Consider the following 25,865-nt stretch of genomic DNA (forward strand, 5'->3'; position numbering starts at 1 on the left):
CGCATGCGCGGTGAACTGGCGAGCAGCGAACCGTGCCACAACTTGTTCGGCTACCTGTTGTTTTTCCAGTACCAGATGGACTTGAGTAATGCAGGCGTTCGTGATCACTCGGACTCAGCCGACTGAATTCAAAGCACTGATTCACCTTGCGTGAAAATCCGTCATGACATGTCATGACCTCCCTCAAAAAACTGACTTTGGCCAACAAATACGGGGTTTAAAGGACGAATGGTCGAGAGGCGTCAAGCGCGGGGAATTGCCGGGAGTTTGCAGCCACTACAGGCTTTTCAAACGGGCGCGTTCGTCGCGGTAAAGTGAACTTCACCTTCAAGACATGTCACATTAGGTCCCCGTCAAGCGAACTTCAGCAGAGGTACAGCCTAATGAGCATGGCCACAATAGTAAGTGCCGTGATTTCCAGTCTCGCACCAAGCGTCTTCGACCAGAACGGCCTGCAAGAGCCCGGCGCGCATGTCTCAGCCGTCGATTACCACTATGGGATGGACATTGATGTGAAACAGGTGCTGCAGCGCACCGATACATCCGACAAGACCGGCGTAGTACCGGTGACCCTGGTCTACGAAGACAGCGAGGGCGAGGTTCACAAGATCCGTTTCCTCGAATGGGGCGGAAGCCCGGCCAATCCCGCCAGTATTGTCTGATCCACTCGCCAATAGAGTTCCGGGCCTCGACTGCCCACCCCAGAAGCGGAAGTTAAACCTCATATGCACTCAGTGCGGATGATGTTTTTTGTTACCTGAAAATGGACATGATCGAATGACTAAAAGTTCATTCGAGAAACTCACCGTTATCTTGGCGGCGTAATGTCGCAAGATTAATTGATAATAATTGCTGAATCTTGATTGCAACCAGCAACGGCAAACTCCAATTAAGCCGTGCCGCGAGCAATATTGATTCACTATTGAAACCAAGAGGTAACCATGGAACTTAGTATGTTCTCTTCGTCCACCGTGGAATATGTGCGTTTGGGCGTTGTATATTTTCATCTTATCGCCTGCTGCGTGGCAATCGGGCTGGTCTTGACCAGTGACATTGCAATGGTCAAGCAACTCCTGAAGGGGGATGCGTCAGGCCACCAAGATGACGCGCACATGGAAAGCCTTCAAAAAACCGTATCGCTTGCACTTGTAGCGCTTTGGATTACGGGCATTGGCATTATCGGGATCGATTATGCCGGCAAGGGGATGGAGTATTTCCTCAATCCCAAATTGCAAGCCAAGATCGGCATCGTTGTGCTGTTGACCTTTAACGGCTACCTGTTGCATAGCGCTGTATTGCCGGCGCTGAAAAAAGCCGGTTCGTTACTCAAACTTTCCTTCAGCCTGCGCATGCTGGCGCTGTTCTCCGGCGCCCTCTCTGGCGTGTCGTGGTTCTATGCCGCCATGCTGGGTGTTGGTCGTCCGCTGGCCTGGAAGTACTCGCTGGTGGAGTTGCTGGCAGCCTATCCGGTACTTATCGTCGGCGGTTTCGGGGCGATGGTACTGCTCACTGCCTGGGCAAAAAGCAGAGACGCTGAAGAGCGCAAGGAGCAAGGCACCTGGTCACCAGGAAACGCCGCCCTGGCTGGATGGTGAAGCCAGTTTGAACAAGGAAGTTCCAGTTTTGCGAATAAATCCTGCTGTTATCTATTAACTAAATCTCACTTGAGGATACCCAAATGAAATCCATGAAAGCCCTCTTCGTAGTCGCCACCCTGACCGCCTCTTCTCTGGCGATGGCAACAGGTGGTGGTGATAAGACCTTTGCACGCATGGAGTCGGCCCGGAAAGTCTCGATGGAAACCTACCAGGTGGCACAGAAACAGAAGACTGAAGGCGCTGTCGCTGAAAGCAAAGCCAAGGCGACCGATCGCGCCAAAAGCTGATCTGAGTAGCGCGCCCCCCGGCTAACTGAAATGTGCAGCCTCAAGCCTCAAATGCCAGCCTCGCAAATCCGCCCCTCACCCGCGCCCCTGCTTGAACCAGGAGAGACGGTGGTCTTGTTCGACGGTGTCTGCAAGCTGTGCAATGTCTGGGTGAGGTTCTTGATTCGCCATGACCGCCAGCGGCGCCTGCGGTTGGCGGCGGTTCAGTCACCCGAGGGGCAGGCTCTGCTCGCGTGGGCAGGTTTGCCCATGGATCAATTCGACACCATGGCGGTGATCCGCGACCGACACTACTGGAAGCGTTCGGATGCATTTTTCGAAGTCATCACCCGGTTTCCCCCACGCTGGCGCCTGGTGAATCTGCTGCGTATCTTCCCTCGCAAACTTCGAGATTGGGCATACGACCGCATTGCGCTGAATCGTTACCGGCTCTTCGGGAAATACGACACCTGCCTGTTGCCGGATCCTGATCATGAACAGCGCTTTTTGAAAGCGCCCCAAACAAACGCCCGACATTGTCGGGCGCCTGCTCTTCAGGTCCGTACTCAGAAGCGATAGTTGGTGCTCAGCTCCAGCGTCCGTGGGGCACCGGGTGTGATCAGATCCACCGAACCATGCGCCGAAGCGTAATAGTCCTTGTCGAAAACGTTACGCAGACGCAGGGCCATGTCCCATTTCGGCTCGTTGTACAGCAGTGCGGCGTCCACGGTTGTATAAGCCGGCATGACCACATTGTTATCCAGCGCGGTATAGCGATCGTCGACATAGTTGGCCCCCATGCCCACACGCCAGGTTTGCGTCAGCGAACGCACCAGCCACAGGTTGGCGCTGTGGCGTGGCGTCAAGGTGGGTACCTGGCCTTCGTTGGCTACACCGTTGGTAAAGCTGTTGGACTTGGTGATCTCGGCATCCAGAAAGGCGTATCCGGCATAGACCTGCCATTTGTCACTCAACTGCCCGCTGGCGGTCAGCTCAAGGCCATCGGTGCGCTGCTCACCCGCAAGCACCAGTTTGGTCGGATTCGCCGGATCGCTGGTTTTCATATTGGTGCGTTCCAGGCGGAACAGCGCCGCCGTCAGCGCCAGGCGATTGTCGAGCAGGTCCCACTTGCCGCCGATCTCGAAGTTGGTGGTCTCCTCTGGTTCAAGATCCTGGTTCGTCGTACTCAGGGCGAACATCTCGGCGGAGGGTTGGTAGGAACGGCTCACCGAGACGTAATAGGACTGCACTTGATCAGGCTGGTAGACCAGACCGACTCGCGGACTCCAGGTCGTATCGGTGCGGGACAGCTCGCTGTGCGTCAGGTCATCGGCGTACTCCTGGTCGAACACGTCGTAACGCACACCCAGCAGAGCCTTCCACTTTGGTGCCAGTTCGATCAGGTCCTGTATGTAGAAGCCGGCGGTGTCCTGGGTATTGGTACCCTTGGCGGTTTGCCGGTTGGCCTGGAACGGCACGTCGACCAGAGCATCACGGTACACCGGCACCCTGGCCACATTGGATTGGCTGAATACCGACTGGTCCTTCACCTGGCGCCCCAGTTCCACACCATAGAGCAGGTTATGGTTCATCCCGGCAAGCACGGCGCGCTGCTTGAGTTCGGTCTGGTTGAACCACCCGTCTTCCTTGCGCTGCACGTTGCCGCGGTTGAGTTTTACCAGCAGTTCACCATTGGGAGCAGTGACGAAACGTGTCGGGCTGGAGTCAGCGAGTGTGTTGTTGCGATCCAGATCGTAGTGGTAGTAACGACTGGTATTGCTCAGGCTGAAATCGTCGTTGATCCGGTAGTCGACACCAGCCGTGAACGAGAACACTTCGCTGCGGGTGTAGTCATCATCCGGGTCGGCGGCACCGAAGCGCTTGTCGCGGTCCACATCGACCGGTCGGTCGCCTCGTGCCGGGATGCCGAAGTCGATCAGGCGCTTGTCATACAGATAGCTGGCGCCCAGGTTCAGTTCCAGATCATCCGAGAGCTTGAAGTAGGCCGAAGGCGCGATGGCCTTGCGGTCGATGTAGCCGTCATCCCGGAAGGTGTCGCTGTTCTCCAGCGCACCTGTCACACGAAAGGCTTTATCGCCTTGCTGCTGATCGGCCCAACCGGCATCGAACTGAGTGCGTTTTTCGCCCTCGCTGTCGACGCTGACGCCGACCTCCTGCTTGGGAGCGAAATTGGGTTTCTTGCTGATGCTGTTGATCAGTCCACCCGAAGAGCCCCGGCCATAGAGCACCGCCGCCGGCCCCTTGATCACTTCCACCCGTTCGACGTTGGACAGATCGCGGAAGTACAGCGCATCGTCGCGAATGCCGTCGATGTACATGTCGCCAATGGCACTGAAACCACGGATGGTCACCTGGTCGCGCTGGCCGTCACCATTGGACAGGCCGATACCGGGGACATTCTTCAGCACGTCTTCCATCGACTGAGCCCCCTGATCCTTGATGACGCTCTGGGGAACCACGTTGACGGTTTGCGGGATATCCCGTAGCGGGGCATCGATCTTCAGCGCGCTCCTGCTCTCGGTCGACATGTAGCTCTGCTCGCTGTACTCACTGTTCACAGCGGTTGCCGGTAGGGTTAGAGCAGGCTGCGTTTCTGCCTGTAAGTCAGGTACAACCAGAACGCCCAGCAACGACAGAGAGGCTGGGTAAATGCGCGATCGAGCCACCATGGACACCTTTGTGTGAATTATGGCGCGAATAATAACGATTATTTTTGTAAGTAAATACATATCATTCCGATACACTACTCAGAACGATTGTCTCAATTTAATAGCTGGTCGACAGAAGCGCTCCGTCCGGACATCAAGCCTCGGGCCGTTACAGCTCAATCTCTGACGCTCATGGCAGGCGGCTACAGCTCAGCCTCTCACGGTCGGCAATGTGCCACCAACGATCTGCCGGCAAAGTCGTCTTCGACAGAAAACGTCATCGGGGCAGACAGTAGACACGGTGACGGCAAATGTCTGCGCCGCCCCTCAGGGTGACGGCAGATAGCCCATCACACGTGACTCGCCCATCAGCAGCGGGCGATTCAGTTCCGCGCAAGCGCGCAGGTACTCGGCCACCAGGGTGACCCGCTTCAGCTTGCGCAGATCTTCGCTGTAGTACATCCAGAATTGACGCGTGACCTCTACTTCATCCGGCAGCACTTCGCACAGACGGGGATCGGGGCCGGCGAGGAAACAAGGCAGGATGGCCAGCGCGCGCCCTTCCAGGGCTGCGTGGTAATGGGCCACCACGCTGGTGCTGCGCAGGCGGCTGTTGGCGCCGGGCATCAGGTCGTTCAGGTAGAGCAGCTTGAAGCTGAAGGCCAGGTCTTCGACGTAGGTCACGAACGGGTGGCCGGCCAGGTCCTCGCGACAGCCGATCGGCGGATGATTGGCCAGGTACTCCGGCGTCGCATACAGGCGCAGGCGGTAGTCGCACAATCGCGAGCACACATAGGGACCGCGCTCGGGCCGCTCCAGGGTGATGGCGATGTCCGCCTCGCGCCGTGACAGGTTGATGAAATGCGGGACCGGCAAAATGTCCGCCGAGATGTTCGGGTAGTGCTCGAGGAAGTGGCTCATCTGCGCCGTGATGAAACAGGTCCCGAAGGCTTCGGTACAGCCGATGCGCAGGTGCCCGGAGAGCCCCCCGGTGGTGCCGAAAACCTGCTCGCAGGCTACCAGCAGCGTACTTTCCAGGGATTCGGCGTGGCCGACCAGACGCTGCCCCTCCACGGTCAGGACAAAACCCGCGGTTCGCGATTTTTCGAACAGCAGTGCGCCCAGGCACTGCTCGAGGGCGCGGATGCGCCGCGACACCGTGGTGTAGTCCACTCCCAGGCGGCGGGCCGCACCGCTGGCGGTGCGAGCACGGGCAACTTCGAGGAAGAAACGCAAGTCGTCCCAGTTCAGTGGGTTCTGCGTTGTGCGTTTTTGCATATCCATCGGGCTTTTCTGCCAATACATATGGGAAATATGCACTTATATACTCGCATCTCACCCAACTTGGCCAGCGTCGTTTTCAGGCCAGGAAAGCCCCCCACCCCAATAATAAATATCGAGGGCTGACAGCATGAGCGCATGGATAAACACCGGCTTGCACGCCGGACACAAGCAGCTGCGCAACAGCGCAATCGCGGCCACGATTCTCGTCTGCCGTTGGCCCGCCCTCCTGCACCGCCTTCTCTCCACCGCAAGGTCATCCGGGCGGCAATAACTCCAGCACATCAGCATTCAGGTGGCGTCCCGCATCGGGTCGCTGCCCGGGTACCCGTACGCCCCTCAAAAGGCCGAACAACAAAAACAACTAGAAATGCGGAGCCTCACCATGACGACCGACCATCCGAACCACGTCCAGACCTGTGCACTGGTCAGGGCCAACCCCAAGTTCCAGCGCCTCGCGCGCCAGCGTGCACTGCTGGCCTGGTCACTGAGCGGCGCGGTCCTGGCTATCTACTACAGCTTCATCATGGTGGTGGCTTTCGCCCCTGCCTGGCTGCACCTGCCGCTGTACGACGGCAGCCACCTCAGCCTCGGCATGCCAGTCGGCGTGACGATCATCCTGTTGTCCTGGCTACTCACCGCCTGGTACGTGCACAGCGCCAACACCCGCTTCGACGTACTCAGCTCGCAGATCCTGCAGGAGTCCCGCGCATGAAACGCCTGTCCGCCCTTCTCGCCCTCAGCCCTGTGCTGGCCCATGCCGAGCCCATCATTGCGCAGAAGCAACCGCTCAACGTGCACGCCATCGGCATGTTTTTCGTCTTCGTCCTCGCCACCCTGCTGATCACCTGGTGGGCGGCACGGCGCACCCGCTCCGCCGCCGATTTCTACAGCGCCGGTGGCGGTATCACCGGCTTCCAGAACGGGCTGGCCATCGCCGGTGACTACATGTCGGCGGCCACTCTGCTGGGCCTGTCGAGCCTGGTCTTCGCCAAGGGCTATGACGGCTTCGTCTACATCATCGGCTTCTTCGTCGGCTGGCCCATTGTCACTTTCCTGATGGCCGAGCGCTTGCGCAACCTGGGGCGCTACACCTTCGCCGACATCGTTTCCTACCGCCTCGATCAAACCCGCGTGCGCAGCTTCGCCGCCCTCGGATCGCTGACCGTGGTGTGCTGCTATCTGGTGGTGCAAATGGTCGGTGCCGGTCAACTGATCAAACTGCTGTTCGGTCTCGACTACCGCACGGCGGTGGTGGTAGTCGGACTGCTGATGCTGGTCTACGTGATCTTCGGCGGCATGCTCGCCACCACCTGGGTACAGATCACCAAGGCGGTCCTGCTCCTGGCGGGCGGCACTACCCTGGTGCTGATGGCCCTGAGTCGCTTCGACTTCAGCTTCGAGACGCTGGCCGCCCAGGCTGTGGCCGCGCATGCCAGCGGCGTGCAGATCATGGGCCCGGGCACCTTGCTGGCCGATCCGATCAACGCGGTGTCCCTATCCCTTGGACTGGTCTTCGGCATTGCCGGCCTGCCGCACATCCTGATGCGCTTCTTCACTGTGCCCAATGCCAAGGAGGCGCGTAAATCCGTACTGTTCGCCACAGTGTTCATCGGCTTCTTCTTCCTGGTGGTCTGCGTCCTGGGCTATACCGCCATCGTCATCGTCGGCACGGATCCTCAGTTCTACGTCGATGGCAAGCTCGGCGGGGCCATGATTGGCGGCGGCAATATGGTGGCCATGCACCTGGCGAAGGCGGTGGGCGGCAACCTGTTTCTCGGCTTCCTCTCTGCCGTGGCTTTCGCCACCATTCTCGCAGTGGTGGCCGGCCTGGCCCTGGCCGGTGCCTCGGCCATCTCCCATGACCTTTACGCTTCGGTATTGAAGAAGGGCTGCGCCGACGAGAAAAAGGAAATGCGCGTGTCGCGCATCGCCACCATCTGCCTGGGCATCGTCGCGATTGCCCTCGGCATTCTGTTCGAGGGCCAGAACATCGCCTTCCTGGTTGGCCTGACGTTCGGCATCGCCGCCTCGGCGAATTTCCCGGTACTGATCATGGCCATGTACTGGGGCGGCCTGACCACCCGCGGCGCCCTCTATGGCGGCCTGACTGGCCTGATCAGCGCACTGGCCCTGGTGATCGGTTCGCCGTCGGTGTGGGTTGGTGTACTGGGGCATGCCCAGGCGCTCTTCCCTTACGACCAGCCGGCGCTGTTCTCCATGCCACTGGCCTTCCTGGTCATAGTGGTCGCTTCCAGGCTTGACCGCAGCGAACGCGCCGACCGCGAACGCGCCGCCTATGCCGACCAGTTCGTCCGTGCCCAGACCGGCCTTGGAGCTGCCATGGCCAGCAGTCACTGAGGCTGCTTTTTTGGGGGCAGACGCCCCGAGCGCGAGTCCGCTCCTTTGCTTCGCGCTTTTTTACGCCCGACCTGCGCCGCTCGGCGCAGGACACCCCAAAAGCGCCCTTCCATCGCCAACTCCAAACGGCGCGGGAGCGGCTCGTCGACAACAAAAACAACAAAAGGCAACCAATGAAACCTACCACCCTCACCCTGTTCCTGGCCGGCAGCGGCCTCGCCGCACAGGCTCACGCCGACTTCCTGGCAGACAGCACGGCCAGGCTGGAAACGCGCAACTTCTACTTCAACCGCGACTTCCGCCAGGCAAATGCCGCCCAGTCCAAGCAAGAAGAATGGGCCCAGGGATTCCTGCTGCGCTACGAATCCGGTTATACCGAAGGCATGATCGGCGTCGGTATCGATGCTCTTGGCCAGCTCGGCATCAAGCTCGACTCCAGTCCGGATCGCTCCGGCTCCGGCTTGCTCAAGCGCGATAACGAGCCGCCCAAACGCGCCAAGGACGAGTATGGCGAACTGGGCCTGACGGCCAAGTTCAAAGCGTCCAACAGCGTGCTCAAGCTCGGCACCCTGACCCCGAAGTTGCCGGTACTGCTGGCCAACGACTCGCGCCTGTTGCCGCAAACATTTCGCGGTGGCCAGTTGAACGTTCAGGAGATCAAAGGCCTGAGCTTCGATGCGGGGCGCGTGGATCGGGTCAACCAGCGCGACTCCTCGGACTACGAGAAAATGGCGATCACCACCACCGGCGCCAAGGGCATTGTCAGTGGCCAGGCCCGCAGCGACGCCTTCAATTTCGCCGGCCTTGCCTACCAGTGGAACGAGCGGCTGAACACGGGCTACAACTACGGCGGCCTGGACGACTTCTACCACCAACACCAGTTCAGTCTGGTCCACGTACTGCCGCTGGGCGCAGGCCAGACGCTCAAGAGCGACCTGCGCTACGCCCGCTCCACCGACGACGGCAACAGCAACATTGACAACAACGCCTTCGGCGCCATGTTCACCTATGCCTTGGGCGGCCATGCCTTCGGTCTCGGCTACCAACGCATGAGCGGCGACACCGGCTTTGCCTACGTCAATGGCAGCGACGCCTACCTGGTCAACTTCGTGCAGATCAACGACTTCGCCAACAAGGACGAGCGTTCCTGGCAGGCGCGCTACGACTACAACTTCGTGGCGCTGGGCATTCCCGGCCTGACCTTCATGACCCGCTACCTGTCCGGCGACAGCATCGATCTGGGCGTCGGCAAGCCCGACGGCCGCGAATGGGAGCGCGACACCGACATCGGCTACGTGGTGCAGAGCGGCCCGCTGAAAAACATCGGTCTGAAGTGGCGCAACGCTACGGTGCGCACCGCCCACTTCGGTAACGATCTCAACGAAAACCGCCTGATCCTCAGCTATACCCTGGCGCTCTGGTAAGTACCCGCACAAGGCGGGCGCTGTTTGCATCGCTTGACGGTGCGGGCAGCGCCCGCCTTGTGCATTTCGTGTGCATCAGGGATGCCGCAAGCCTGTGTTTTTTTGCACAACGCACGGGACTTTTTGAGCATTCTTATTTGATTTATGCCTGCCTATACTCGATTCAACCGCCTGGTCATGAACCAGGTCAGTCCCAATAAAAATAAACAGGGCACCCACCGTGAAGCCATCCTTGCTTGCCGTCGTCTCCCCACTTTCAGGTACCCGCGCGCGTCTCGGGAGACTCCAATGAACAACAACTGCCAACCCTTCCTGGCCGCTCGTGACTTCCTGCTGGCCCACCGTACCGACTACGCCACCGCCGTTCGTGACTTCCGCTGGCCGCAGCTGAGCGAATTCAACTGGGCGCTGGATTACTTTGACGCCATGGCCGAGGGCAACCACGCCAATGCCCTATGGATCGTCGAAGAGGACGGCAGCGAACAACGCTACAGCTTCCAGCAACTGGCCGCGCGCTCCAATCAGGTGGCCAATCACCTGCGTGCCCTGGGCGTACGCCGCGGCGAACGCATCCTGCTGATGCTCGGTAACGACGTCGCCCTGTGGGAAACCATGCTGGCCGCCTTCAAGCTCGGCGCCGTCGTCATTCCCGCCACCGCCCTGCTGACCCCCGATGACCTGCGCGACCGCATCGAGCGTGGCCATGTTTCCCACCTGGTGGTCGGTAGCGCCCATGTCGACAAGTTCGTCGGGCTGGGTGAAGGCTGCAGCCGCATCTGCGTCGGTCCGTCCCCCGCCGGCTGGACCCCGCACAGCGCCGCCAGCGAACATTCCGAGCAGTTCGAAACCGAGGGCCGCACACTGGCCACCGACCCGATGCTGCTGTACTTCACCTCCGGCACCACCTCCAAGCCGAAGATGGTGCTGCACAGTCACCAGAGTTACCCGGTCGGCCACCTCTCGACCATGTACTGGATTGGCCTGCAGCCGGGCGACCTGCACCTGAACATTTCGTCCCCGGGCTGGGCCAAGCACGCCTGGAGTTGCCTCTTCGCACCCTGGAATGCCGGTGCCTGCATCTTCATCCACAACACCGCACGCTTCAGCGCACAAGCCCTGCTCGGCGTGCTGGAACGCTACGGCGTCACCAGCCTGTGCGCGCCGCCTACCGTGTGGCGCATGCTGATCCAGGAAGACCTTGCCAGTTACAAGACTCGCCTGCGCCTGCGTGAACTGGTGGGCGCCGGTGAGCCGCTCAACCCGGAGATCATCGAGCAGATCCTGCATGCCTGGGGCCTGTTGCTGCGCGACGGCTTCGGCCAGTCGGAAACCACCGCCCTGGTTGGCAACACGCCTGGCCAGCGGCTCAAGCCGGGGTCCATGGGCCGTCCGCTGCCGGGCTACCGGGTGACCATGCTCGACCCTGATGGCGTGCCGGGCAACGAAGGCGAAGTGGCCCTGCCGCTGGACGTGCGCCCGCTCGGCCTGATGCTGTGCTACGAGGACAGCCCGGAAAAGACCGCCGAAGTGATGCGCGACGGCTACTACCGCACCGGCGACACCGCACAGATCGACGAAGAGGGCTACATCACTTTTGTCGGCCGTGCCGATGACGTGTTCAAGGCATCCGACTACCGCATCAGCCCCTTCGAGCTGGAAAGCGCGCTGATCGAGCACCCGGCGGTAATGGAAGTGGCCGTGGTGCCAAGCCCCGACCCGGTGCGCCTGGCAGTGCCCAAGGCCTATCTGATCCTGGCCCATGAAGCCCAGGGCAGCCACGAACTGGCCGGCAGCATCTTCGCGTTCGCCCGCGAGCACCTGGCGCCCTACAAGCGGGTACGGCGCATCGAATTTGTCAGCGAGCTGCCCAAGACCATCTCCGGGAAGATCCGCCGGGTGGAACTGCGGCAAATGGAAATGCAGCGTCGCCAGGGCGACGCACGTGGCCCGCAGGAATACTTCGAAGAAGACTTCCCGCAACTCAAGGGCTGAACCCCGGGCCGGCACGCCGGCCCTCCCAAATCCAAACCCGACCGCTCGGCCAACCACGCCGAGGGGCCTCATTCGACCTAAAGAAAGCAGGCAGGACCCGTAAATGACCTCTTCCATCATTCCCAGCGTCAAGCTTCTCATCAACGGCGAATTCGTCGAATCGCGCAGCACCCAGTGGCGCGACGTGGTCAACCCGGCCACCCAGGAAGTCCTGGCCCGCGTCCCCTTCGCCACCGCCGAGGAAATGAACGCCGCCGTTGCCAGCGCCAAGCAAGCCTTCAAGACCTGGCGCAAGACCCCGATCGGTGCCCGTGCCCGTGTCTTCCTCAAGTACCAGCAGTTGATCCGCGAGAACATCAAGGAACTGGCCGCCCTGCTGACCGCCGAGCAAGGCAAGACCCTGCCTGATGCCGAAGGTGACGTGTTCCGCGGCCTGGAAGTGGTCGAGCACGCCGCCAGCATCGGCAACCTGCAGATGGGCGAACTGGCCAACAACGTGGCCAACGGCGTCGACACCTACACCCTGCTGCAACCGCTGGGCGTGTGTGCCGGCATCACCCCGTTCAACTTCCCGGCGATGATCCCGCTGTGGATGTTCCCGATGGCCATTGCCACCGGCAACACCTTCGTCCTCAAGCCGTCCGAGCAGGACCCGCTGGTGACCATGCGCCTGGTGGAACTGGCGCTGGAGGCCGGTGTACCCAAGGGTGTACTCAACGTCATCCACGGCGGCGTCGACGCGGTGAACCTGATCTGCGACCACCCGGACATCAAGGCCGTGTCCTTCGTCGGCTCGACCAAGGTCGGCACCCACGTCTACAACCGCGCCACCCAGAACGGCAAGCGCGCGCAATGCATGATGGGCGCGAAGAACCATGCCATCGTCCTGCCCGATGCCAACCGGCAGCAGACCCTGAACAACCTGCTGGGCGCCTCCTTCGGCGCAGCCGGTCAGCGCTGCATGGCCCTGCCGGTGGTGATCCTCGTGGGTGAAGCGCAAACCTGGCTGCCGGACCTGATCGAACGGACCAAAACCCTCAAGATCAATGGCGGCACCGAACCGGGCACCGACATCGGCCCGGTGATTTCCTGCGCCGCCCTGGACCGCGTCAACGGCCTGATCGCCAGTGGCATCGAAGAAGGTGCCAGGCTCGAACTGGACGGACGCAACCCGAGTGTGCCGGGCTACCAGGACGGCAACTTCGTCGGCCCGACCATTTTCTCCGGTGTCACCGCGCAAATGTCCGTGTACCGCGAAGAGATCTTCGGCCCGGTGCTGTGCGTGATGCACGCCGCCAACCTGGACGAGGCGATCGAGATCATCAACGCCAACCCGAACGGCAACGGCACGGCGCTGTTCACCCGTTCCGGCGCTGCCGCGCGTCACTTCCAGGAAGAGATCGACGTCGGCCAGGTAGGCATCAACGTGCCAATCCCGGTACCGGTCCCGCTGTTCTCCTTCTCCGGTTCGCGCGCCTCCAAGCTGGGCGACCTGGGTCCCTACGGCAAGCAAGTGGTGACCTTCTACACCCAGACCAAGACGATCACCCAGCGCTGGTTCGACGAGGACGACACCGGCGGCGCGGTGAACACCACCATCACCCTGAAATGACCTTTGCCGGCCGGCGCCCAGCGCCGGCCGACGACAAGCGCGCGCAGGATTTCCTGCGCCACTGCCCCCTATCGTAAAAGGTAGCCAACATGCATATCGGATTTCTCGGCCTCGGCAACATGGGCGGCCCAATGGCCCGCAACCTGCTCAAGGCTGGCCACAGCCTGACCGTCTTTGATCCCTTCCCCCAGGCGGTCGCCGCCCTGGTGGAGGCCGGCGCCAGCGCCGCCGACTCGCCCGCCGCCGTGGCCAAGGCCAGGGTTGAATTGATCATCACCATGCTGCCGACCGCCGACCACGTGAAGCAGGTCTATCGCGGCAAGGACGGCCTGCTGGCCAATATCGGCCCAGGCGTGTTGCTGATCGACAGTTCGACCATCGACCCGCTGAGCACCCGCGAGGTGGCCAAATATGCCCTTGCCCAAGGCAACCCGATGCTCGACGCGCCGGTATCCGGCGGCACCGGCGGCGCGGCGGCAGGCACCCTGACCTTCATGGTCGGCGGCCCGGACAGCGTGTTCGACCAGGCCTTGCCGATCCTCTCGGCCATGGGCAAGAACATCGTGCACTGCGGCGCAGCAGGCAACGGCCAGGTGGCCAAGATCGCCAACAACATGCTGCTTGGCATCTCCATGGTCGGCGTCGCCGAAGCCATGGCTCTGGGTGTAGCCCTCGGGATGGACGCCAAGGTGCTGGCCGGGATCATCAATACCTCCAGCGGTCGCTGCTGGAGCTCGGAGGTCAACAACCCGTTCCCGGGTGTACTGGAAAACGCGCCGGCCTCACGCGGCTATAGCGGCGGCTTTGGCAGCGACCTGATGCTCAAGGATCTGGGCCTGGCCACCGAAGCGGCCAGGCACGCGCGTCAACCGGTCGCGCTCGGTGCTGTAGCCCAGCAGCTGTACCAGACCTTCAGCCTGCAAGGTAACGGCGGCCTGGACTTCTCCGCCATCATCAAACTGTTCCGCGGGGAAGCCTGAGCATGAGCGAGCAGCAAGCCCCGGTGCTGGCCAGCGTACGCAACCGCGTCGGCCACCTGACACTGAATCGGCCAAGCGCGTTGAACACCCTGGACCTGCCCATGGTGCGCCTGCTCTGCCGGCACCTGTGGGCTTGGGAACAGGACCCGCAGATCGTCGCCGTGACCATTCGTGGCGCCGGTGAAAAGGCCTTCTGCGCCGGCGGCGACATTCGCATGCTGTACGACAGCTACAAGGCCGGCGACAACCAGCACGAGCTGTTCCTCGAGGAAGAGTATGCCCTCGACGAATACCTGCATGGCTACACCAAGCCCGTGCTGGCGCTGCTGGATGGTTTCGTCCTCGGTGGTGGCATGGGCCTGGCCCAGGCCGCCTCGCTGCGGGTGATCACCGAGCGCACGCGGATGGGCATGCCGGAAGTCGGCATCGGCTTTTTCCCCGATGTCGGTGGCAGCTATTTCCTGCCGCGCCTGCCGGGAGAACTGGGAACCTATCTGGGTATCACCGGCTGCCAGGTGCGGGCCGCCGATGCCCTCTATGCGAACCTTGCCGACTACTACCTGCCCAGCGAACGGCTGGCCGAGCTGGATGCCTGTCTCGACCACCTGAACTGGACCGCTGCGCCCGACGAAGACTTGCAGGACCTGCTTGCCGACATGGCCACCGAGCGTCTTGCCGGGTCCGAGCTCAAGGCCTGTCGCCAGGCGATCGACGAGTATTTCGCCTTGCCCGATGTCCCGGCCATTCGTACCGCGCTGCAGCGCGAACAACGCCCCGAGCTGCGAGACTGGGCCGAGCAGACGGTGAAACTGCTCGACAGCCGCTCGCCACTGGCGATGGCCACGACGCTTGAGTTGTTGCGCCGTGGTCGCTACCTGAGCCTGGCCGAGTGCTTCGCCCTTGAGTTGCACCTGGACTACCAGTGGTTCGACAAGGGCGACCTGATGGAGGGTGTGCGCGCCCTGATCATCGACAAGGACAAGCGCCCACGCTGGAACCCGCCAACCCTGGCAGAGCTGGTACCTGCCCGGGTGCAAGCCTTCTTCAACGATTTTCAACGCGCCTGCGGCAAGCCCGTACGCACCGCCTGATCGGCAGGAGACTTTGCAATGCACGATATCGAATTGACCGAAGAGCAACGCATGATCCGCGACATTGCACGCGACTTCGCCCGCAGCGAAGTCGCGCCACATGCCCAGGCCTGGGAGAAGGCCGGCTGGATCGATGACGCCGTGGTCGCGCAGATGGGCGAGCTGGGGCTGCTGGGCATGGTCGTGCCGGACACCTGGGGTGGCAGCTACACCGACTATGTGGCCTACGCCCTGGCCGTCGAAGAAATCTCGGCCGGCGACGGTGCCCTCGGCGCGCTGATGAGCATTCACAACTCGGTTGGCTGCGGCCCCCTGCTGAAATACGGCACCCCCGCGCAACAGGACAGCTGGCTGCCGCTGCTGGTCAGTGGTCAAGCGATCGGCTGCTTCTGCCTGACCGAGCCACAGGCCGGCTCCGAAGCGCACAACCTGCGCACCCGCGCCGAACTGCGCGACGGCCAATGGGTACTCAATGGCGCCAAGCAGTTCGTCAGCAACGGCAAGCGCGCCAGGCTGGCCATCGTCTTCGCCGTCACCGATGCGCAGCTGGGCAAAAAGGGGCTGTCGGCCTTCCTGGTACCCACCGACAACCCCGGATTCGTGGTCGACCGCAGCGAACACAAGATGGGCATCAAGGCCTCCGATACCTGCGCGGTGACCCTCAACGACTGCACCATCCCCGAGGCCAACCTGCTGGGTGAACGCGGCAAGGGCCTGGCCATTGCCCTGTCCAACCTTGAAGGCGGCCGCATCGGCATCGCCGCCCAGGCTCTGGGAATCGCCCGCGCCGCCTTCGAGGCTGCCCTGGGCTACGCCCGCGAACGCGTCCAGTTCGGCAAGCCGATCATCGAGCACCAGAGCGTGTCCAACCTGCTCGCCGACATGCACACCCGGCTCAACGCCAGCCGCCTGCTGATCCTGCATGCGGCGCGCCTGAAAAGCGCCGGGCAAGCGTGTCTGTCCGAAGCCTCCCAGGCCAAGCTGTTCGCTTCGGAAATGGCTGAGCGCGTGTGTTCCAGCGCCATGCAGATCCATGGCGGCTACGGCTACCTGGAGGACTACCCGGTGGAGCGTTACTACCGCGACGCGCGCATCACCCAGATCTACGAAGGCTCCAGCGAGGTCCAGCGCCTGCTGATCGCCCGCGAACTGAGCCACTACGCGCTCTGACCCCCTCCCGCCGGACGCGACTGCCGCGTCCGGCATTTCCCTGTCTTGCCCGTTGTGGAGTTGCCCATGTTCGGCTTGCGCAATATTTCCATTAGTTGCCGTCTGTGGCTGATCTTGCTGACATCCATCCTGATGCTGATGATTCTCGCCGGACTGATGCTCAAGCAGAGCCATGGCGACCTTTATACGGCCAAGGCGCTGAAAACCCGCCACGTGGTCGAGACCGCCAGCGGCATCCTGCGCCACTTCCAAAGCCTGGAAAGCCAGGGTCTCAGTCGTGAGCAGGCGCAGCAGCAGGCCATCGCGGTCATGCGTGACTTGCGCTACGACCGCGAGGATTACTTCTGGCTCGAAGACCTCGACACGCGAATGGTCATGCACCCCAATGCCAGGCTCGAGGGCAAGCGCATGGCCGGCACACTCGATCCGGACGGCAAGGCGCTGTTCGACGAAATGGTCACCACGGCCAAACGCGATGGCGCAGGCCTGGTGCACTACCGCTGGCCCAAGCCGGGTTCCGACGCGCCGGTAGAAAAGGTTTCCTACGTCGAATTGTTCAAGCCCTGGGGCTGGATTGTCGGCTCGGGCATCTACATAGACGACGTGCAAGTCGAGTTCCGCCGCCAGCTGATTCAGGCCTTCGTCATATTGCTGACGATCGCCCTGCTGCTCAGTGCCCTGATCCTGCTGATTGCCCGCAGCATCGCCTCGCCACTGGCGCGGGTGGTCGATGCCATGGAGAACATCGCCAGCGGCGAAGCCGATCTGACCCGCAATCTGGATAACCGCTGGCGCGATGAACTGACCGACTTGAGCGGCCACTTCAACGTGTTCACCAACAAGCTGCGTGGCGTGATCGGCCAGTCCATACAGTCCGCTGACAGCCTCGACCAGGCTTCGAAGTCGCTCGGCGAAATCGCCGCCGATAGCCACAACCACAGCCAGCAGCAATCACAACAGATGGAGCTGGTGGCCGCCGCCATCCACGAGGTCTCCTACGCCGTGCAGGAGGTGGCCAAGAACGCCGAGCACGCGGCCAACGAAGTTCGCCAGGCCGAAGAGCAGGCACGTCGGGGTCAGCACAACATCGACAGCAGCCTGCTCCAGATCGACCAGCTATCCGATACCATCGGCCAGGCCGTAGAGGTGATCCAGAGCCTGGCCCAGGAAAGCACCCAGATCGGCAGCGTGCTGGAAGTGATCCGCGCCATCGCCGAGCAGACCAATCTGCTCGCGCTGAACGCCGCCATCGAGGCGGCGCGCGCTGGCGAACAGGGTCGCGGCTTCGCAGTGGTAGCAGACGAAGTGCGCCTGCTGGCCCAGCGCACCCAGCAGTCCACCGCGCAAATCCAGGACATGATCGAGCGCCTGCACGGCAACTCGCAAGCCGCGGTGAATGTCATCAATGCCAGCAGCCTGGCCGCTCGACAAACAGTGGAACAGGCCCACCAAACGGCTGAAAGCCTGCACCAGGTACTCGGCGCACTGCGCAATGTCACTGAACTGAACGCCTCGATCGCCAGCGCCACCCTGGAGCAGTCACACGTTGTCGAAGACATCAACCAGAACGTGACCCGCGCCGCCTCTCTGGCCAACGAAAGTGCCCAGGCAGCGGACCGGTCCAACGAGGCGAGCCAGGAACTGGGCCAACTTGCGGGTCAGCTCAATCGGCTATTGGGGCAGTTTCGCGTATGAGGTGGATGAGCAACATGCAGCCCTCCAAATCCCTTTTTGCGGTGCCTGTCGACGAAGAGCGCAACACGCGCTACCTGGAAACGCGGCACAAGGCGGTCGAGCTGTTCGCCAGACATGGTTTCAGTCGAGTCAGCATGCGCAACCTGGCCACTTGTCTGGGGATCACCGCCGGCTCCATCTACAACCACATCGATAGCAAAGAAGCACTGCTGTTTGAACTGATCGAGGAGCTCTACGAAGCGTTGCTTGACGGCGCCAGCCTGGTGACCCGGCGCAAATCCGCCCCCACTGTACGACTGCACGGCCTGCTTGAGGCGCACCTGCGGCTCCACGAACGTATGGCCGCGCATTTCCGCCTGGCTGAGTACGACCTCCATTGTCTGAGCTGCGAACAGCAAGCCTCGATTCTGACCCTGCGCCGACGCTACGAGGAGCATCTGGTGGAGGCCATAGAGCAACTCACCGGTAAACCGGCTGGCGCCACCCGGCGCGCGACCGTAAGCGGCATCGTTTCCCTGCTCAATCAACTGCCGGCCTGGCTTCGGGAGCCCAAGGCCGGCATTGGAGCACGCCGCAAGCTGTTGCATGAGATGGTGATTAGTACTCTGCAGGGTGCATTGCAGGCAACCGAGACCGCAGACCTGGCGGCAGTCGTTCACGGCGACGGCAGGTAGGCCATCTTGTGTGACTCGCCCATCAGCAGCGGACGATTGAGCTGCGCGCAGGTGCGCAGGTAGTCGGCCACCAGGGTAATCCTCTTGAGGTTGCGCAGGTCCTCACAGTAGTACATCCAGAACTGGCGGGTGACCTCCACTTCACCCGGCAGCACCTCGCACAGGCGCGGGTCGGGACCGGCGAGGAAGCAAGGCAGGATCGCCAGCGCGCGCCCTTCCAGTGCCGCATGGTACTGGGCAACCACGCTGGTGCTGCGCAGGCGGCTGCGCGCGCCGAGCATCAGGTCGTTCAGGTAGAGCAGCTTGAAGCTGAAGGCCAGGTCATCGACGTAGGTCACGAACGGGTGACTGGCCAGGTCCTCGCGACAGCCAATCGTGGGATGACTGGCCAGGTACTCCGGTGTCGCATACACACGCAGGCGGTAATCGCACAGCCGCGAGCACACGTACGGACCGCGCTCGGGCCGTTCCAGGGTGATCGCGATGTCCGCCTCACGCCGTGACAGGTTGACGAAGTGCGGGACCGGCAAAATGTCCGCCGAGATATGCGGGTAGTGCTCGAGGAAGTGGCTCATCTGCGCGGCGATGAAACAGGATCCGAAGGCTTCGGTACAGCCGATGCGCAGGTGCCCGGCGAGCCCGCCGGTGGTGCCGAAAACCTGCTCGCAGGCTACCAGCAGCGTACTTTCCAGGGTTTCGGCGTGGCAGACCAGTCGCTGCCCCTCCACGGTCAGCACGAAGCCTGCGGTTCGCGATTTCTCGAACAACATGGCGCCCAGGCTCTGCTCCAGGGCGCGGATGCGTCGCGCTACCGTGGTGTAGTCCACCCCCAGGCGGCGGGCTGCACCGCTGGCGGTGCGGGCACGGGCGACCTCGAGGAAGAAGCGCATGTCGTCCCAGTTCAAGTGACCTTGCGTTGTACTTGTTTGCATATTCATCAGGCTTTCCTGCCGTACTTTGAGAGGGCCAGTGAATAAAAAGCGCGGGCCCAGGGAGTGGCAAGGCGCCGCGCAACACTCAATCGTCAGAACTGTTCGTCAGCAAGGCCGTACAGTGGCGCACTGCCGGCACGGATGCAGGCTTCCAGACTCAGGGTCCGTGGCAGCAGGCGGGCGAAGTAGAACTCGGCGGTGGCCAGTTTGGCAGCGTAGAACGGCGGGTCCCGGTCGAGTCTGGACCGGGCCACGGCAGCCATGCGCGACCACATGTAGGCGTAGGCGACATAGCCGAACAGGTGCAGGTACTCCACGGAGGCGGCGCCGACTTCGTTGGCGTTGGCTTTGGCCCGCTCCAGCAGCCAGTTGCTGAGGCCCTCCAGGCGCTCCAGGGCCTTCAGCAGTTCGCTGCCATAGGCGCTTTCGTGGTGCAGGGCGAAGTGGCGGACTTCCCGGGCGAACAGGCGTAGCGCGACGCCATCGTTGGCCAGCACTTTGCGTCCGAGCAGGTCCAACGCCTGGATGCCATTGGTGCCTTCGTAGATTTGGGCAATGCGCACATCACGGACCAATTGTTCCTGGCCCCATTCGCGGATGTAGCCATGGCCGCCGAAAACCTGCTGGCCGTTGATGCAGCTTTCCAGGCCGGTGTCGGTAAAAAACGCCTTGGCCACAGGCGTCAGCAGCGCAACCAGGATCTGCGCGTTATCGCGCTCGCTGGCATCCTCGGAAAACTTCGCCAGGTCCAGTTGTTGCCCGACATAGCTGGCGAACGCGCGACCGCCTTCGGTCATGGCTTTCATGCCGAGCAGCATACGCCGCACATCCGGGTGAGCGATGATCGGGTCGGCCGGTTTGTCCGGGGCCAAGGCACCGGTAGGAGCCCGACCTTGAATGCGTTCGCGAGCATAGGCGACGGCGCTCTGGTAGGACGCCTCGGCGCAGCCGATGCCCTGAATGCCAATCGACAGGCGTTCGTAATTCATCATGGTGAACATCGCCGCCAGGCCTTTGTTCTCCTCACCGACCAGCCAGCCACTGGCGCCGTCGAAGTTCATCACGCAGGTGGCCGAGGCCTTGATGCCCATCTTGTGTTCGATCGAACCGCAACTCACCGCGTTGGCCGCGCCGAGGGAACCGTCGGCATTGACCAGGACTTTCGGCACGACAAACAGCGAAATGCCTTTCGGGCCAGCAGGCGCGTTCGGCAGTTTGGCCAGTACCAGATGAACGATGTTTTCGGTCAGGTCTTGATCGCCCCCGGTGATGAAAATCTTGCTGCCGGTGACCTTGTAGCTGCCGTCAGTCTCAGGTTCGGCGCGGGTGCGGATCAGCCCGAGGTCGGTACCGGCATGGGCCTCGGTGAGGCACATGGAGCCGGCCCAGCGGCCTTCATACATCGGTGGTAGATAGAGGCTTTTCAGAGCGTCGCTGGCGTGGGCGTCCAGCGCCAGGCAAGCACCGGAACTCAATGCTGAATACAGTGCAAAACTTGAGTTGGCGCCGTAGAGCATCTCTTCGAACTGCACGGCCAGCATTTTCGGCATACCCATGCCACCGAACCCGGGGTTGCCGGACAGTCCCACCCAACCGCCTTCGATGTAGGTCGCGTAAGCCTGTTTGAAACCGATGGGGGTGGTGACCCGCCCCTCATGCCACTGCGCGCCCACTTCGTCGCCGCTGCGATTGAGAGGCGCAATCAGGTGCGAGGTGACTTTTGCCGCCTCCTCGAGAATGGCGTCTGCCGTATCGGTGTCGATGCTGTCGGCCAAGGCTGGCAGGCGTGCCCACATGGCCGGGGCATCGAACACTTCGTGCAGCACAAAGCGCATGTCGCGTAGCGGGGCTTTGAATTCGGGCATAACGGAAACCTCGTTGGGACGCTTGTGTCATGGGCAGGGCACAGCCGAATTCGGCCTGCACGAACCCGCGGCAGCAGGTCAAACACCTGCTGCTCTATGGATGCAATGTCAGATCGGGTTAGAGCGCCTTGGCCCGGTCGCGCAACACATACTTCTGGATCTTGCCGGTGGAAGTCTTTGGCAAGAGCGTGAAGACCACGGTGCGCGGTACTTTGAATCCGGCCAGATGCTCACGGCAGAAACTGATGATGTCAGCCTCGCGAACGTCCTGGTGATCAGCCTTCAAGGTCACGAACGCACAGGGCGTTTCGCCCCATTTTTCATCGGGACGGGCAACCACGGCTGCTTCCATCACACCCGGGTGGCGATAGAGCACGCCTTCGAGTTCGATGGTGGAAATGTTCTCGCCGCCGGAGATGATGATGTCCTTGAGCCGATCCTTGATCTCGACGTAACCATCGGGATGCCAGACGGCCAGGTCACCGGTGTGGAACCAGCCGCCTTCGAACGCTTCGGCAGTGGCGGTCGGGTTCTTCAGGTAGCCCTTCATGACGGTGTTACCGCGCAGGAAGATCTCACCGATAGTCTGGCCGTCACGCGGGGTTGGCTCCAGCGTTGTGCAATCGCCGACCATCAAGCCTTCGAGCGTCGGGTAGCGCACGCCCTGTCGCGACTTGATCTGCGCCCTCTCCTCCAGAGAAAACTCATCCCATTCGGCGTGCCAGGCGCAGACCGTCACTGGGCCATAGGTTTCGGTCAGGCCAAACACGTGAGTGACCTCGATGCCCATCTCTTCGACGGCACCGATGACTTTTGCCGGTGGCGCAGCGCCCGCGACCAAGGCATTGACCGGGTGATCGATGGCCGCTTTCGCTGATTCGGGCATGTTCACCAGTGCATTGAGCACGATCGGCGCACCGCACAGGTGAGTGACCTGATGCTCGCGGATCAGCGTGAGGATTTTCTGTGGATCGACCCGACGCAGGAAAACGTGCACACCTGCCAGTGCGGTGATGGTCCATGGGTAGCACCAGCCATTGCAATGGAACATCGGCAGGGTCCAGAGGTACACCGGATGGTTGCCCATGGCCCAGGTCATCTGGTTGCCCAATGCGCTCAGGTAAGCGCCGCGATGGTGGTAGACCACGCCCTTGGGGTTGCCGGTGGTACCTGAAGTGTAATTCAGCGAAATGGCCTGCCACTCGTCTCCCGGCCATTGCCAGTCGAATGCCGGGTCGCCTTCGGCCAACAGCGCTTCGTAGTCCAGGTCGCTCGCGGCCTGACCTTCACCGTATTCCGGGTCATTGACGTCGATCACCAAAGGCGGGTGATCGAGCATGCCCAGCGCCGCCTGGATCACATCATGGAACTCGCGGTCGGTAATCAGCACCTTGGCCTCGCCATGCTGCAGCATGAAGGCGATCGCCTCGGCATCGAGGCGCACGTTGAGCGGGTTGAGCACGGCGCCGATCATCGGCACACCGAAATGCACTTCAAGCATCTCGGGAATGTTGGGCAGCATCACCGCGACCGTGTCGTCCTTGCCGATACCGCGACCGGCCAGCGCCGAGGCCAGGCGTCGGCAACGGGTGTAGGTCTGCGCCCAGGTGCGGCGAATCGAACCGTGGATGACGGCGAGGTGATCGGGATAAGTGCTGGCGGTGCGCTCGATGAAACTCAGCGGAGACAAGGCAATGTGGTTGACGGCCGAAGGGCCCAGGCCTTGGTCATAGATAGACATGTGCGGGTACTCGATGGCTGATTGTTAGCTCTATGGTTGACCTTGCAGCGTAGTCGCCGGGGTCACCTTCAAAGTCCGGATGACTTTATATAACATCCTGCTTTTGATATGGAAGTAAAACCTACGTAGTATAGTATTTGTTCTATATCAACTTCTTTTAACTCCAAACCAATGCCGCCAACGCTCCAAGGCTGGTATATGCTTGGTTTCCCTGAGAAAGTGGACCTGCAATGACCCTGACGCCCGTTCGATTGCACAGTTGGTTGCGCCTGCAGCGCGAGGGTGTGTCTCTGGCCGCCCGGGCCGATGCGTTGTGTCGGGCGCTGCAGGATTGCCCTGAGGTGCAGCGGGCGGTTTACCTGAGCTGGCAGCCCAATGCGCGGATCTACAGCCATGAGGGCGCCGCCCAGCATTTACCGCCGGGACTTGGCGACCCGGCGCTGGCCAGCGACCAGTTGCTCTTCGAGCATCTGGTCGAGGCAGGCCGCCTGGACCTGGCTCAAGTCCGTCAACTCGATTGCTGGTTGTCCGGCCGTTTGCGCCGGGCCGCGATCAGCCATGGCCAGGTGTTTGATCTGGCCTTGCAGCCTGGGCAGCCGGGCTTGTTGCTGGTGGAAGTGCGCGAGGGCGTGAGTCTCGATTGGCTGGGCTGGGTGCAGGATTTGCTGACGACGCTGCTGAGCAGCGTCAACGGCATGCTGCGTGGTTCGCCGCTGCTGGGCCACGATCCACAACCGAGCCTGTTGCTCGATGCGCAAGGTCGACCGCTGGAGTTCAACGCGGCACTAATGGCGCTGCTCGCCGAGAAGTCACTGACCGATGTGTTGGGCTTTTTACCGGTCAATCATCGGGTGCTGGTGCGTGCATGCCTGGACCAGCAACGTGCCGTCGAAGGTGTCGAGGCTCAGTTTGAAACGCAGATCCTGATCTGGACGTTCATTCCCGATCCCCAGGACAACCGAGTGCTCGCCCGTTGCCGCGACGCCACGGCGCAAGTGCTGGCGGAGCGTGAAGCGGCCACCGCACGACGGCTGTACCGACTGATCATCGAAAACACGACTGACCTGATATCCCGTCACACCCCCGAAGGTCGCGTTATCGATGCATCACCGGCGTCCTGGACCTTGCTCGGTTACTGGCCCGAAGAGTTGCGCGGGCAAATGGCCCAGGGCCTGTTTCATGGCCAGGACCTGGCCGCTCTGGTGCAGCGCGCGCGCGATGCGCTGGAGCAGGATGGCTATCACACCATGACCTATCGCATTCGCCATCGCGACGGCCATTACCTGTGGTTCGAAACCGCCAGCCGGGCGATCCGCGAAACCTACACCGGGGCGGTGGTCGAAATCGTCAGCATATCCCGGGACATCACGGCCCGGGTGCAGGCCGAGGAGAACAAGCGACGCCTGGCCGAAGTGGTCGAGGCCAACATCGACCCGGTGTTGTTCATCGCTCCCGAGGGCCAGGTCACTTACCTCAATCCAGCCGCGCGACGCATCCTCGGGATTGATGAGCAACAACCCATGCCGGCCCTGGCCGCATTGTTCGCAAGCGGCGACCTTGCGCGCCTGCAACGCGATGGCTGGAGACTCGCCGAGCGCGACGGTGTCTGGAGCACCGATGCGCGGTTGCAACCACCGGGCGGCGGCACATCGGTGCCGGTGTCGCTGGTACTGCTGGCGCACCGTTCCGCCGGCGGCGAGCGTTATTACTCACTGGTCGCGCGCGACATGACCGAGCGCGAACTGCGGGAAGTGCAACAGCGCCGTCATCAGGACGAACTGGCACATACCGCACGGTTGGTCACTCTCGGTGAACTGGCCTCGGGGATCGCCCACGAAATCAACCAGCCGCTGGCTGCCGTGGTCAATTATGCGAATGCAAGCCAGCGCTATCTACAGACACTGGATTCCAATCCCCAGGCCGCTGCCAGAGTGACCCAAGGCCTGGAACGCATTACCCATCACGCCACCCACGCCTCCGAAGTGATCCGGCGGTTACGCTCCTTTTTGCGCAAGGGACAGCGTCGCATGCAGGCGCTGAACTTGACCGACGTCGCCCGCGAAGCCGTGCGTTTGTGTGCCTGGGAGGCGAGTAATTGCCAAGTGACAATCGAGGATCGACTGCCGGATAATCTGCCACCCGTTTATGCCGACCGCGTGTTGCTGGAACAGGTGCTGCTCAATTTGTTGCGTAATGCCATCGACGCCAACCGTGAGCAACATCCCGGGCAACCCTCTCTGATCGTGATGGCCGTGGAGCATGGCAGTGGCGCCTGCGTGGAAATCAGTGTGCGAGACCAGGGGCCGGGCGTCAGCGAGCCGGAACTGGAACAGATATTTACCCCGTTTTACACCAGCAAGGCTGATGGCCTGGGGCTCGGTCTGTCCATGAGCCGCAGCATCATCGAAGGTTTCGGTGGCGAACTGAATGCCCGGCGCCAGCCTGTCGGGCTGCTGATGTGTTGCCGCTTGCCGCTTGCCGGCCCAACAAAACAACAACAATAGGAATCAGGTA

21 protein-coding genes are annotated in these 25,865 nt (G+C 61.9%); 16 read left to right on the top strand and 5 right to left on the bottom strand.

Annotated features, from left to right (window positions below; all coding sequences use genetic code 11):
* Window positions 1-3: 3 nt before the first annotated feature.
* The 5 genes from AC3IP0_RS15650 to AC3IP0_RS15670 all read left to right on the top strand — a co-directional run bounded on the left by AC3IP0_RS15650 (window position 4) and on the right by AC3IP0_RS15670 (window position 2,443).
* The gene (locus tag AC3IP0_RS15650; RefSeq protein WP_489325197.1) at window positions 4-126 is read left to right on the top strand and encodes a hypothetical protein; all 123 of its coding nucleotides are present in this window, start codon (window positions 4-6) and stop codon (window positions 124-126) included.
* A 257-nt stretch (window positions 127-383) separates the two neighbouring features.
* Window positions 384-662 (top strand): DUF2790 domain-containing protein, encoded by a 279-nt coding sequence (locus AC3IP0_RS15655; protein ID WP_489325199.1) that lies wholly within the window; start codon window positions 384-386, stop codon window positions 660-662.
* A gap of 279 nt (window positions 663-941) precedes the next feature.
* Window positions 942-1,595 (top strand): hypothetical protein, encoded by a 654-nt coding sequence (locus AC3IP0_RS15660; protein ID WP_489316039.1) that lies wholly within the window; start codon window positions 942-944, stop codon window positions 1,593-1,595.
* An 83-nt stretch (window positions 1,596-1,678) separates the two neighbouring features.
* A complete protein-coding gene (locus tag AC3IP0_RS15665; RefSeq protein ID WP_489316040.1) occupies window positions 1,679-1,885 on the top strand; it encodes a co-regulatory protein PtrA N-terminal domain-containing protein in 207 nt (68 codons plus the stop codon).
* Window positions 1,886-1,936: 51 nt separating this feature from the next.
* Window positions 1,937-2,443, top strand: coding sequence for a thiol-disulfide oxidoreductase DCC family protein (locus AC3IP0_RS15670; protein ID WP_489319785.1), 507 nt, complete (start codon window positions 1,937-1,939; stop codon window positions 2,441-2,443).
* Here the strand turns inward: AC3IP0_RS15670 and AC3IP0_RS15675 are convergent.
* On the bottom strand, window positions 2,431-4,554 hold the full coding sequence (locus AC3IP0_RS15675) for a TonB-dependent receptor (protein WP_489316041.1): 2,124 nt from the start codon (window positions 4,552-4,554) through the stop codon (window positions 2,431-2,433). The two genes, AC3IP0_RS15670 and AC3IP0_RS15675, sit on opposite strands and share 13 nt — an antisense overlap.
* A gap of 306 nt (window positions 4,555-4,860) precedes the next feature.
* Window positions 4,861-5,811, bottom strand: a complete 951-nt coding sequence (locus AC3IP0_RS15680; protein ID WP_489319786.1) for a LysR family transcriptional regulator — start codon at window positions 5,809-5,811, stop codon at window positions 4,861-4,863.
* 388 nt (window positions 5,812-6,199) lie between these two features.
* Between AC3IP0_RS15680 and AC3IP0_RS15685 the strand changes: the two genes are divergently transcribed.
* From AC3IP0_RS15685 to AC3IP0_RS15730, 10 genes are all read left to right on the top strand, one after another.
* Window positions 6,200-6,529: a DUF485 domain-containing protein gene (locus AC3IP0_RS15685; RefSeq protein WP_489316042.1), complete on the top strand. Its 330-nt coding sequence runs from the start codon at window positions 6,200-6,202 to the stop codon at window positions 6,527-6,529.
* A complete protein-coding gene (locus AC3IP0_RS15690) occupies window positions 6,526-8,175 on the top strand; it encodes a cation acetate symporter (RefSeq protein ID WP_489325202.1) in 1,650 nt (549 codons plus the stop codon). The genes AC3IP0_RS15685 and AC3IP0_RS15690 overlap by 4 nt, the downstream gene beginning before the upstream one ends.
* 173 nt (window positions 8,176-8,348) lie before the next feature.
* Entirely contained in the window at window positions 8,349-9,599 is a 1,251-nt protein-coding gene (locus AC3IP0_RS15695; protein ID WP_489325204.1) for an OprD family porin, read from the top strand.
* A gap of 288 nt (window positions 9,600-9,887) precedes the next feature.
* Complete coding sequence (locus tag AC3IP0_RS15700) at window positions 9,888-11,591, top strand: AMP-binding protein (protein WP_489316045.1); 1,704 nt, start codon at window positions 9,888-9,890, stop codon at window positions 11,589-11,591.
* A 103-nt stretch (window positions 11,592-11,694) separates the two neighbouring features.
* A complete protein-coding gene (locus tag AC3IP0_RS15705; RefSeq protein WP_489316046.1) occupies window positions 11,695-13,203 on the top strand; it encodes a CoA-acylating methylmalonate-semialdehyde dehydrogenase in 1,509 nt (502 codons plus the stop codon).
* 89 nt (window positions 13,204-13,292) lie between these two features.
* The gene (mmsB, locus tag AC3IP0_RS15710) at window positions 13,293-14,183 is read left to right on the top strand and encodes a 3-hydroxyisobutyrate dehydrogenase (protein WP_489325206.1); all 891 of its coding nucleotides are present in this window, start codon (window positions 13,293-13,295) and stop codon (window positions 14,181-14,183) included.
* A 2-nt stretch (window positions 14,184-14,185) separates the two neighbouring features.
* Window positions 14,186-15,274: an enoyl-CoA hydratase/isomerase family protein gene (locus AC3IP0_RS15715; protein ID WP_489325208.1), complete on the top strand. Its 1,089-nt coding sequence runs from the start codon at window positions 14,186-14,188 to the stop codon at window positions 15,272-15,274.
* Window positions 15,275-15,292: 18 nt separating this feature from the next.
* Window positions 15,293-16,444, top strand: coding sequence for an acyl-CoA dehydrogenase family protein (locus AC3IP0_RS15720; protein WP_489325210.1), 1,152 nt, complete (start codon window positions 15,293-15,295; stop codon window positions 16,442-16,444).
* A 66-nt stretch (window positions 16,445-16,510) separates the two neighbouring features.
* Window positions 16,511-18,139 (top strand): methyl-accepting chemotaxis protein, encoded by a 1,629-nt coding sequence (locus AC3IP0_RS15725; RefSeq protein ID WP_489325213.1) that lies wholly within the window; start codon window positions 16,511-16,513, stop codon window positions 18,137-18,139.
* Window positions 18,136-18,813, top strand: a complete 678-nt coding sequence (locus tag AC3IP0_RS15730) for a TetR/AcrR family transcriptional regulator (protein WP_489325215.1) — start codon at window positions 18,136-18,138, stop codon at window positions 18,811-18,813. Before AC3IP0_RS15725 ends, AC3IP0_RS15730 begins: the two co-directional genes overlap by 4 nt.
* Here AC3IP0_RS15730 and AC3IP0_RS15735 read toward each other — a convergent pair.
* From AC3IP0_RS15735 to AC3IP0_RS15745, 3 genes are all read right to left on the bottom strand, one after another.
* Window positions 18,795-19,751: a LysR family transcriptional regulator gene (locus AC3IP0_RS15735; RefSeq protein ID WP_489325217.1), complete on the bottom strand. Its 957-nt coding sequence runs from the start codon at window positions 19,749-19,751 to the stop codon at window positions 18,795-18,797. The genes AC3IP0_RS15730 and AC3IP0_RS15735 overlap by 19 nt on opposite strands.
* A gap of 86 nt (window positions 19,752-19,837) precedes the next feature.
* Window positions 19,838-21,610 (bottom strand): acyl-CoA dehydrogenase C-terminal domain-containing protein, encoded by a 1,773-nt coding sequence (locus AC3IP0_RS15740; protein WP_489325218.1) that lies wholly within the window; start codon window positions 21,608-21,610, stop codon window positions 19,838-19,840.
* 118 nt (window positions 21,611-21,728) lie between these two features.
* Entirely contained in the window at window positions 21,729-23,351 is a 1,623-nt protein-coding gene (locus AC3IP0_RS15745) for an acyl-CoA synthetase (protein WP_489325220.1), read from the bottom strand.
* A 230-nt stretch (window positions 23,352-23,581) separates the two neighbouring features.
* Between AC3IP0_RS15745 and AC3IP0_RS15750 the strand changes: the two genes are divergently transcribed.
* On the top strand, window positions 23,582-25,855 hold the full coding sequence (locus tag AC3IP0_RS15750) for a PAS domain-containing sensor histidine kinase (protein WP_489316055.1): 2,274 nt from the start codon (window positions 23,582-23,584) through the stop codon (window positions 25,853-25,855).
* Window positions 25,856-25,865 lie beyond the last annotated feature (10 nt).

The sequence above is a fragment of the Pseudomonas sp. GL_103 genome (assembly GCF_057835175.1).

Bases quoted from the DNA above. Each gene is read 5' to 3' on its own strand.
- AC3IP0_RS15745 (WP_489325220.1), bottom strand. From the start codon at position 23,351: ATGTCTATCTATGACCAAGGCCTGGGCCCTTCGGCCGTCAACCACATT.
- mmsB (WP_489325206.1), top strand. From the start codon at position 13,293: ATGCATATCGGATTTCTCGGCCTCGGCAACATGGGCGGCCCAATGGCC.
- AC3IP0_RS15725 (WP_489325213.1), top strand. From the start codon at position 16,511: ATGTTCGGCTTGCGCAATATTTCCATTAGTTGCCGTCTGTGGCTGATC.
- AC3IP0_RS15730 (WP_489325215.1), top strand. From the start codon at position 18,136: ATGAGGTGGATGAGCAACATGCAGCCCTCCAAATCCCTTTTTGCGGTG.
- AC3IP0_RS15690 (WP_489325202.1), top strand. From the start codon at position 6,526: ATGAAACGCCTGTCCGCCCTTCTCGCCCTCAGCCCTGTGCTGGCCCAT.
- AC3IP0_RS15655 (WP_489325199.1), top strand. From the start codon at position 384: ATGAGCATGGCCACAATAGTAAGTGCCGTGATTTCCAGTCTCGCACCA.
- AC3IP0_RS15680 (WP_489319786.1), bottom strand. From the start codon at position 5,811: ATGCAAAAACGCACAACGCAGAACCCACTGAACTGGGACGACTTGCGT.
- AC3IP0_RS15720 (WP_489325210.1), top strand. From the start codon at position 15,293: ATGCACGATATCGAATTGACCGAAGAGCAACGCATGATCCGCGACATT.
- AC3IP0_RS15675 (WP_489316041.1), bottom strand. From the start codon at position 4,554: ATGGTGGCTCGATCGCGCATTTACCCAGCCTCTCTGTCGTTGCTGGGC.
- AC3IP0_RS15660 (WP_489316039.1), top strand. From the start codon at position 942: ATGGAACTTAGTATGTTCTCTTCGTCCACCGTGGAATATGTGCGTTTG.
- AC3IP0_RS15740 (WP_489325218.1), bottom strand. From the start codon at position 21,610: ATGCCCGAATTCAAAGCCCCGCTACGCGACATGCGCTTTGTGCTGCAC.
- AC3IP0_RS15695 (WP_489325204.1), top strand. From the start codon at position 8,349: ATGAAACCTACCACCCTCACCCTGTTCCTGGCCGGCAGCGGCCTCGCC.
- AC3IP0_RS15750 (WP_489316055.1), top strand. From the start codon at position 23,582: ATGACCCTGACGCCCGTTCGATTGCACAGTTGGTTGCGCCTGCAGCGC.
- AC3IP0_RS15700 (WP_489316045.1), top strand. From the start codon at position 9,888: ATGAACAACAACTGCCAACCCTTCCTGGCCGCTCGTGACTTCCTGCTG.
- AC3IP0_RS15685 (WP_489316042.1), top strand. From the start codon at position 6,200: ATGACGACCGACCATCCGAACCACGTCCAGACCTGTGCACTGGTCAGG.
- AC3IP0_RS15670 (WP_489319785.1), top strand. From the start codon at position 1,937: ATGCCAGCCTCGCAAATCCGCCCCTCACCCGCGCCCCTGCTTGAACCA.
- AC3IP0_RS15715 (WP_489325208.1), top strand. From the start codon at position 14,186: ATGAGCGAGCAGCAAGCCCCGGTGCTGGCCAGCGTACGCAACCGCGTC.
- AC3IP0_RS15735 (WP_489325217.1), bottom strand. From the start codon at position 19,751: ATGAATATGCAAACAAGTACAACGCAAGGTCACTTGAACTGGGACGAC.
- AC3IP0_RS15650 (WP_489325197.1), top strand. From the start codon at position 4: ATGCGCGGTGAACTGGCGAGCAGCGAACCGTGCCACAACTTGTTCGGC.
- AC3IP0_RS15665 (WP_489316040.1), top strand. From the start codon at position 1,679: ATGAAATCCATGAAAGCCCTCTTCGTAGTCGCCACCCTGACCGCCTCT.
- AC3IP0_RS15705 (WP_489316046.1), top strand. From the start codon at position 11,695: ATGACCTCTTCCATCATTCCCAGCGTCAAGCTTCTCATCAACGGCGAA.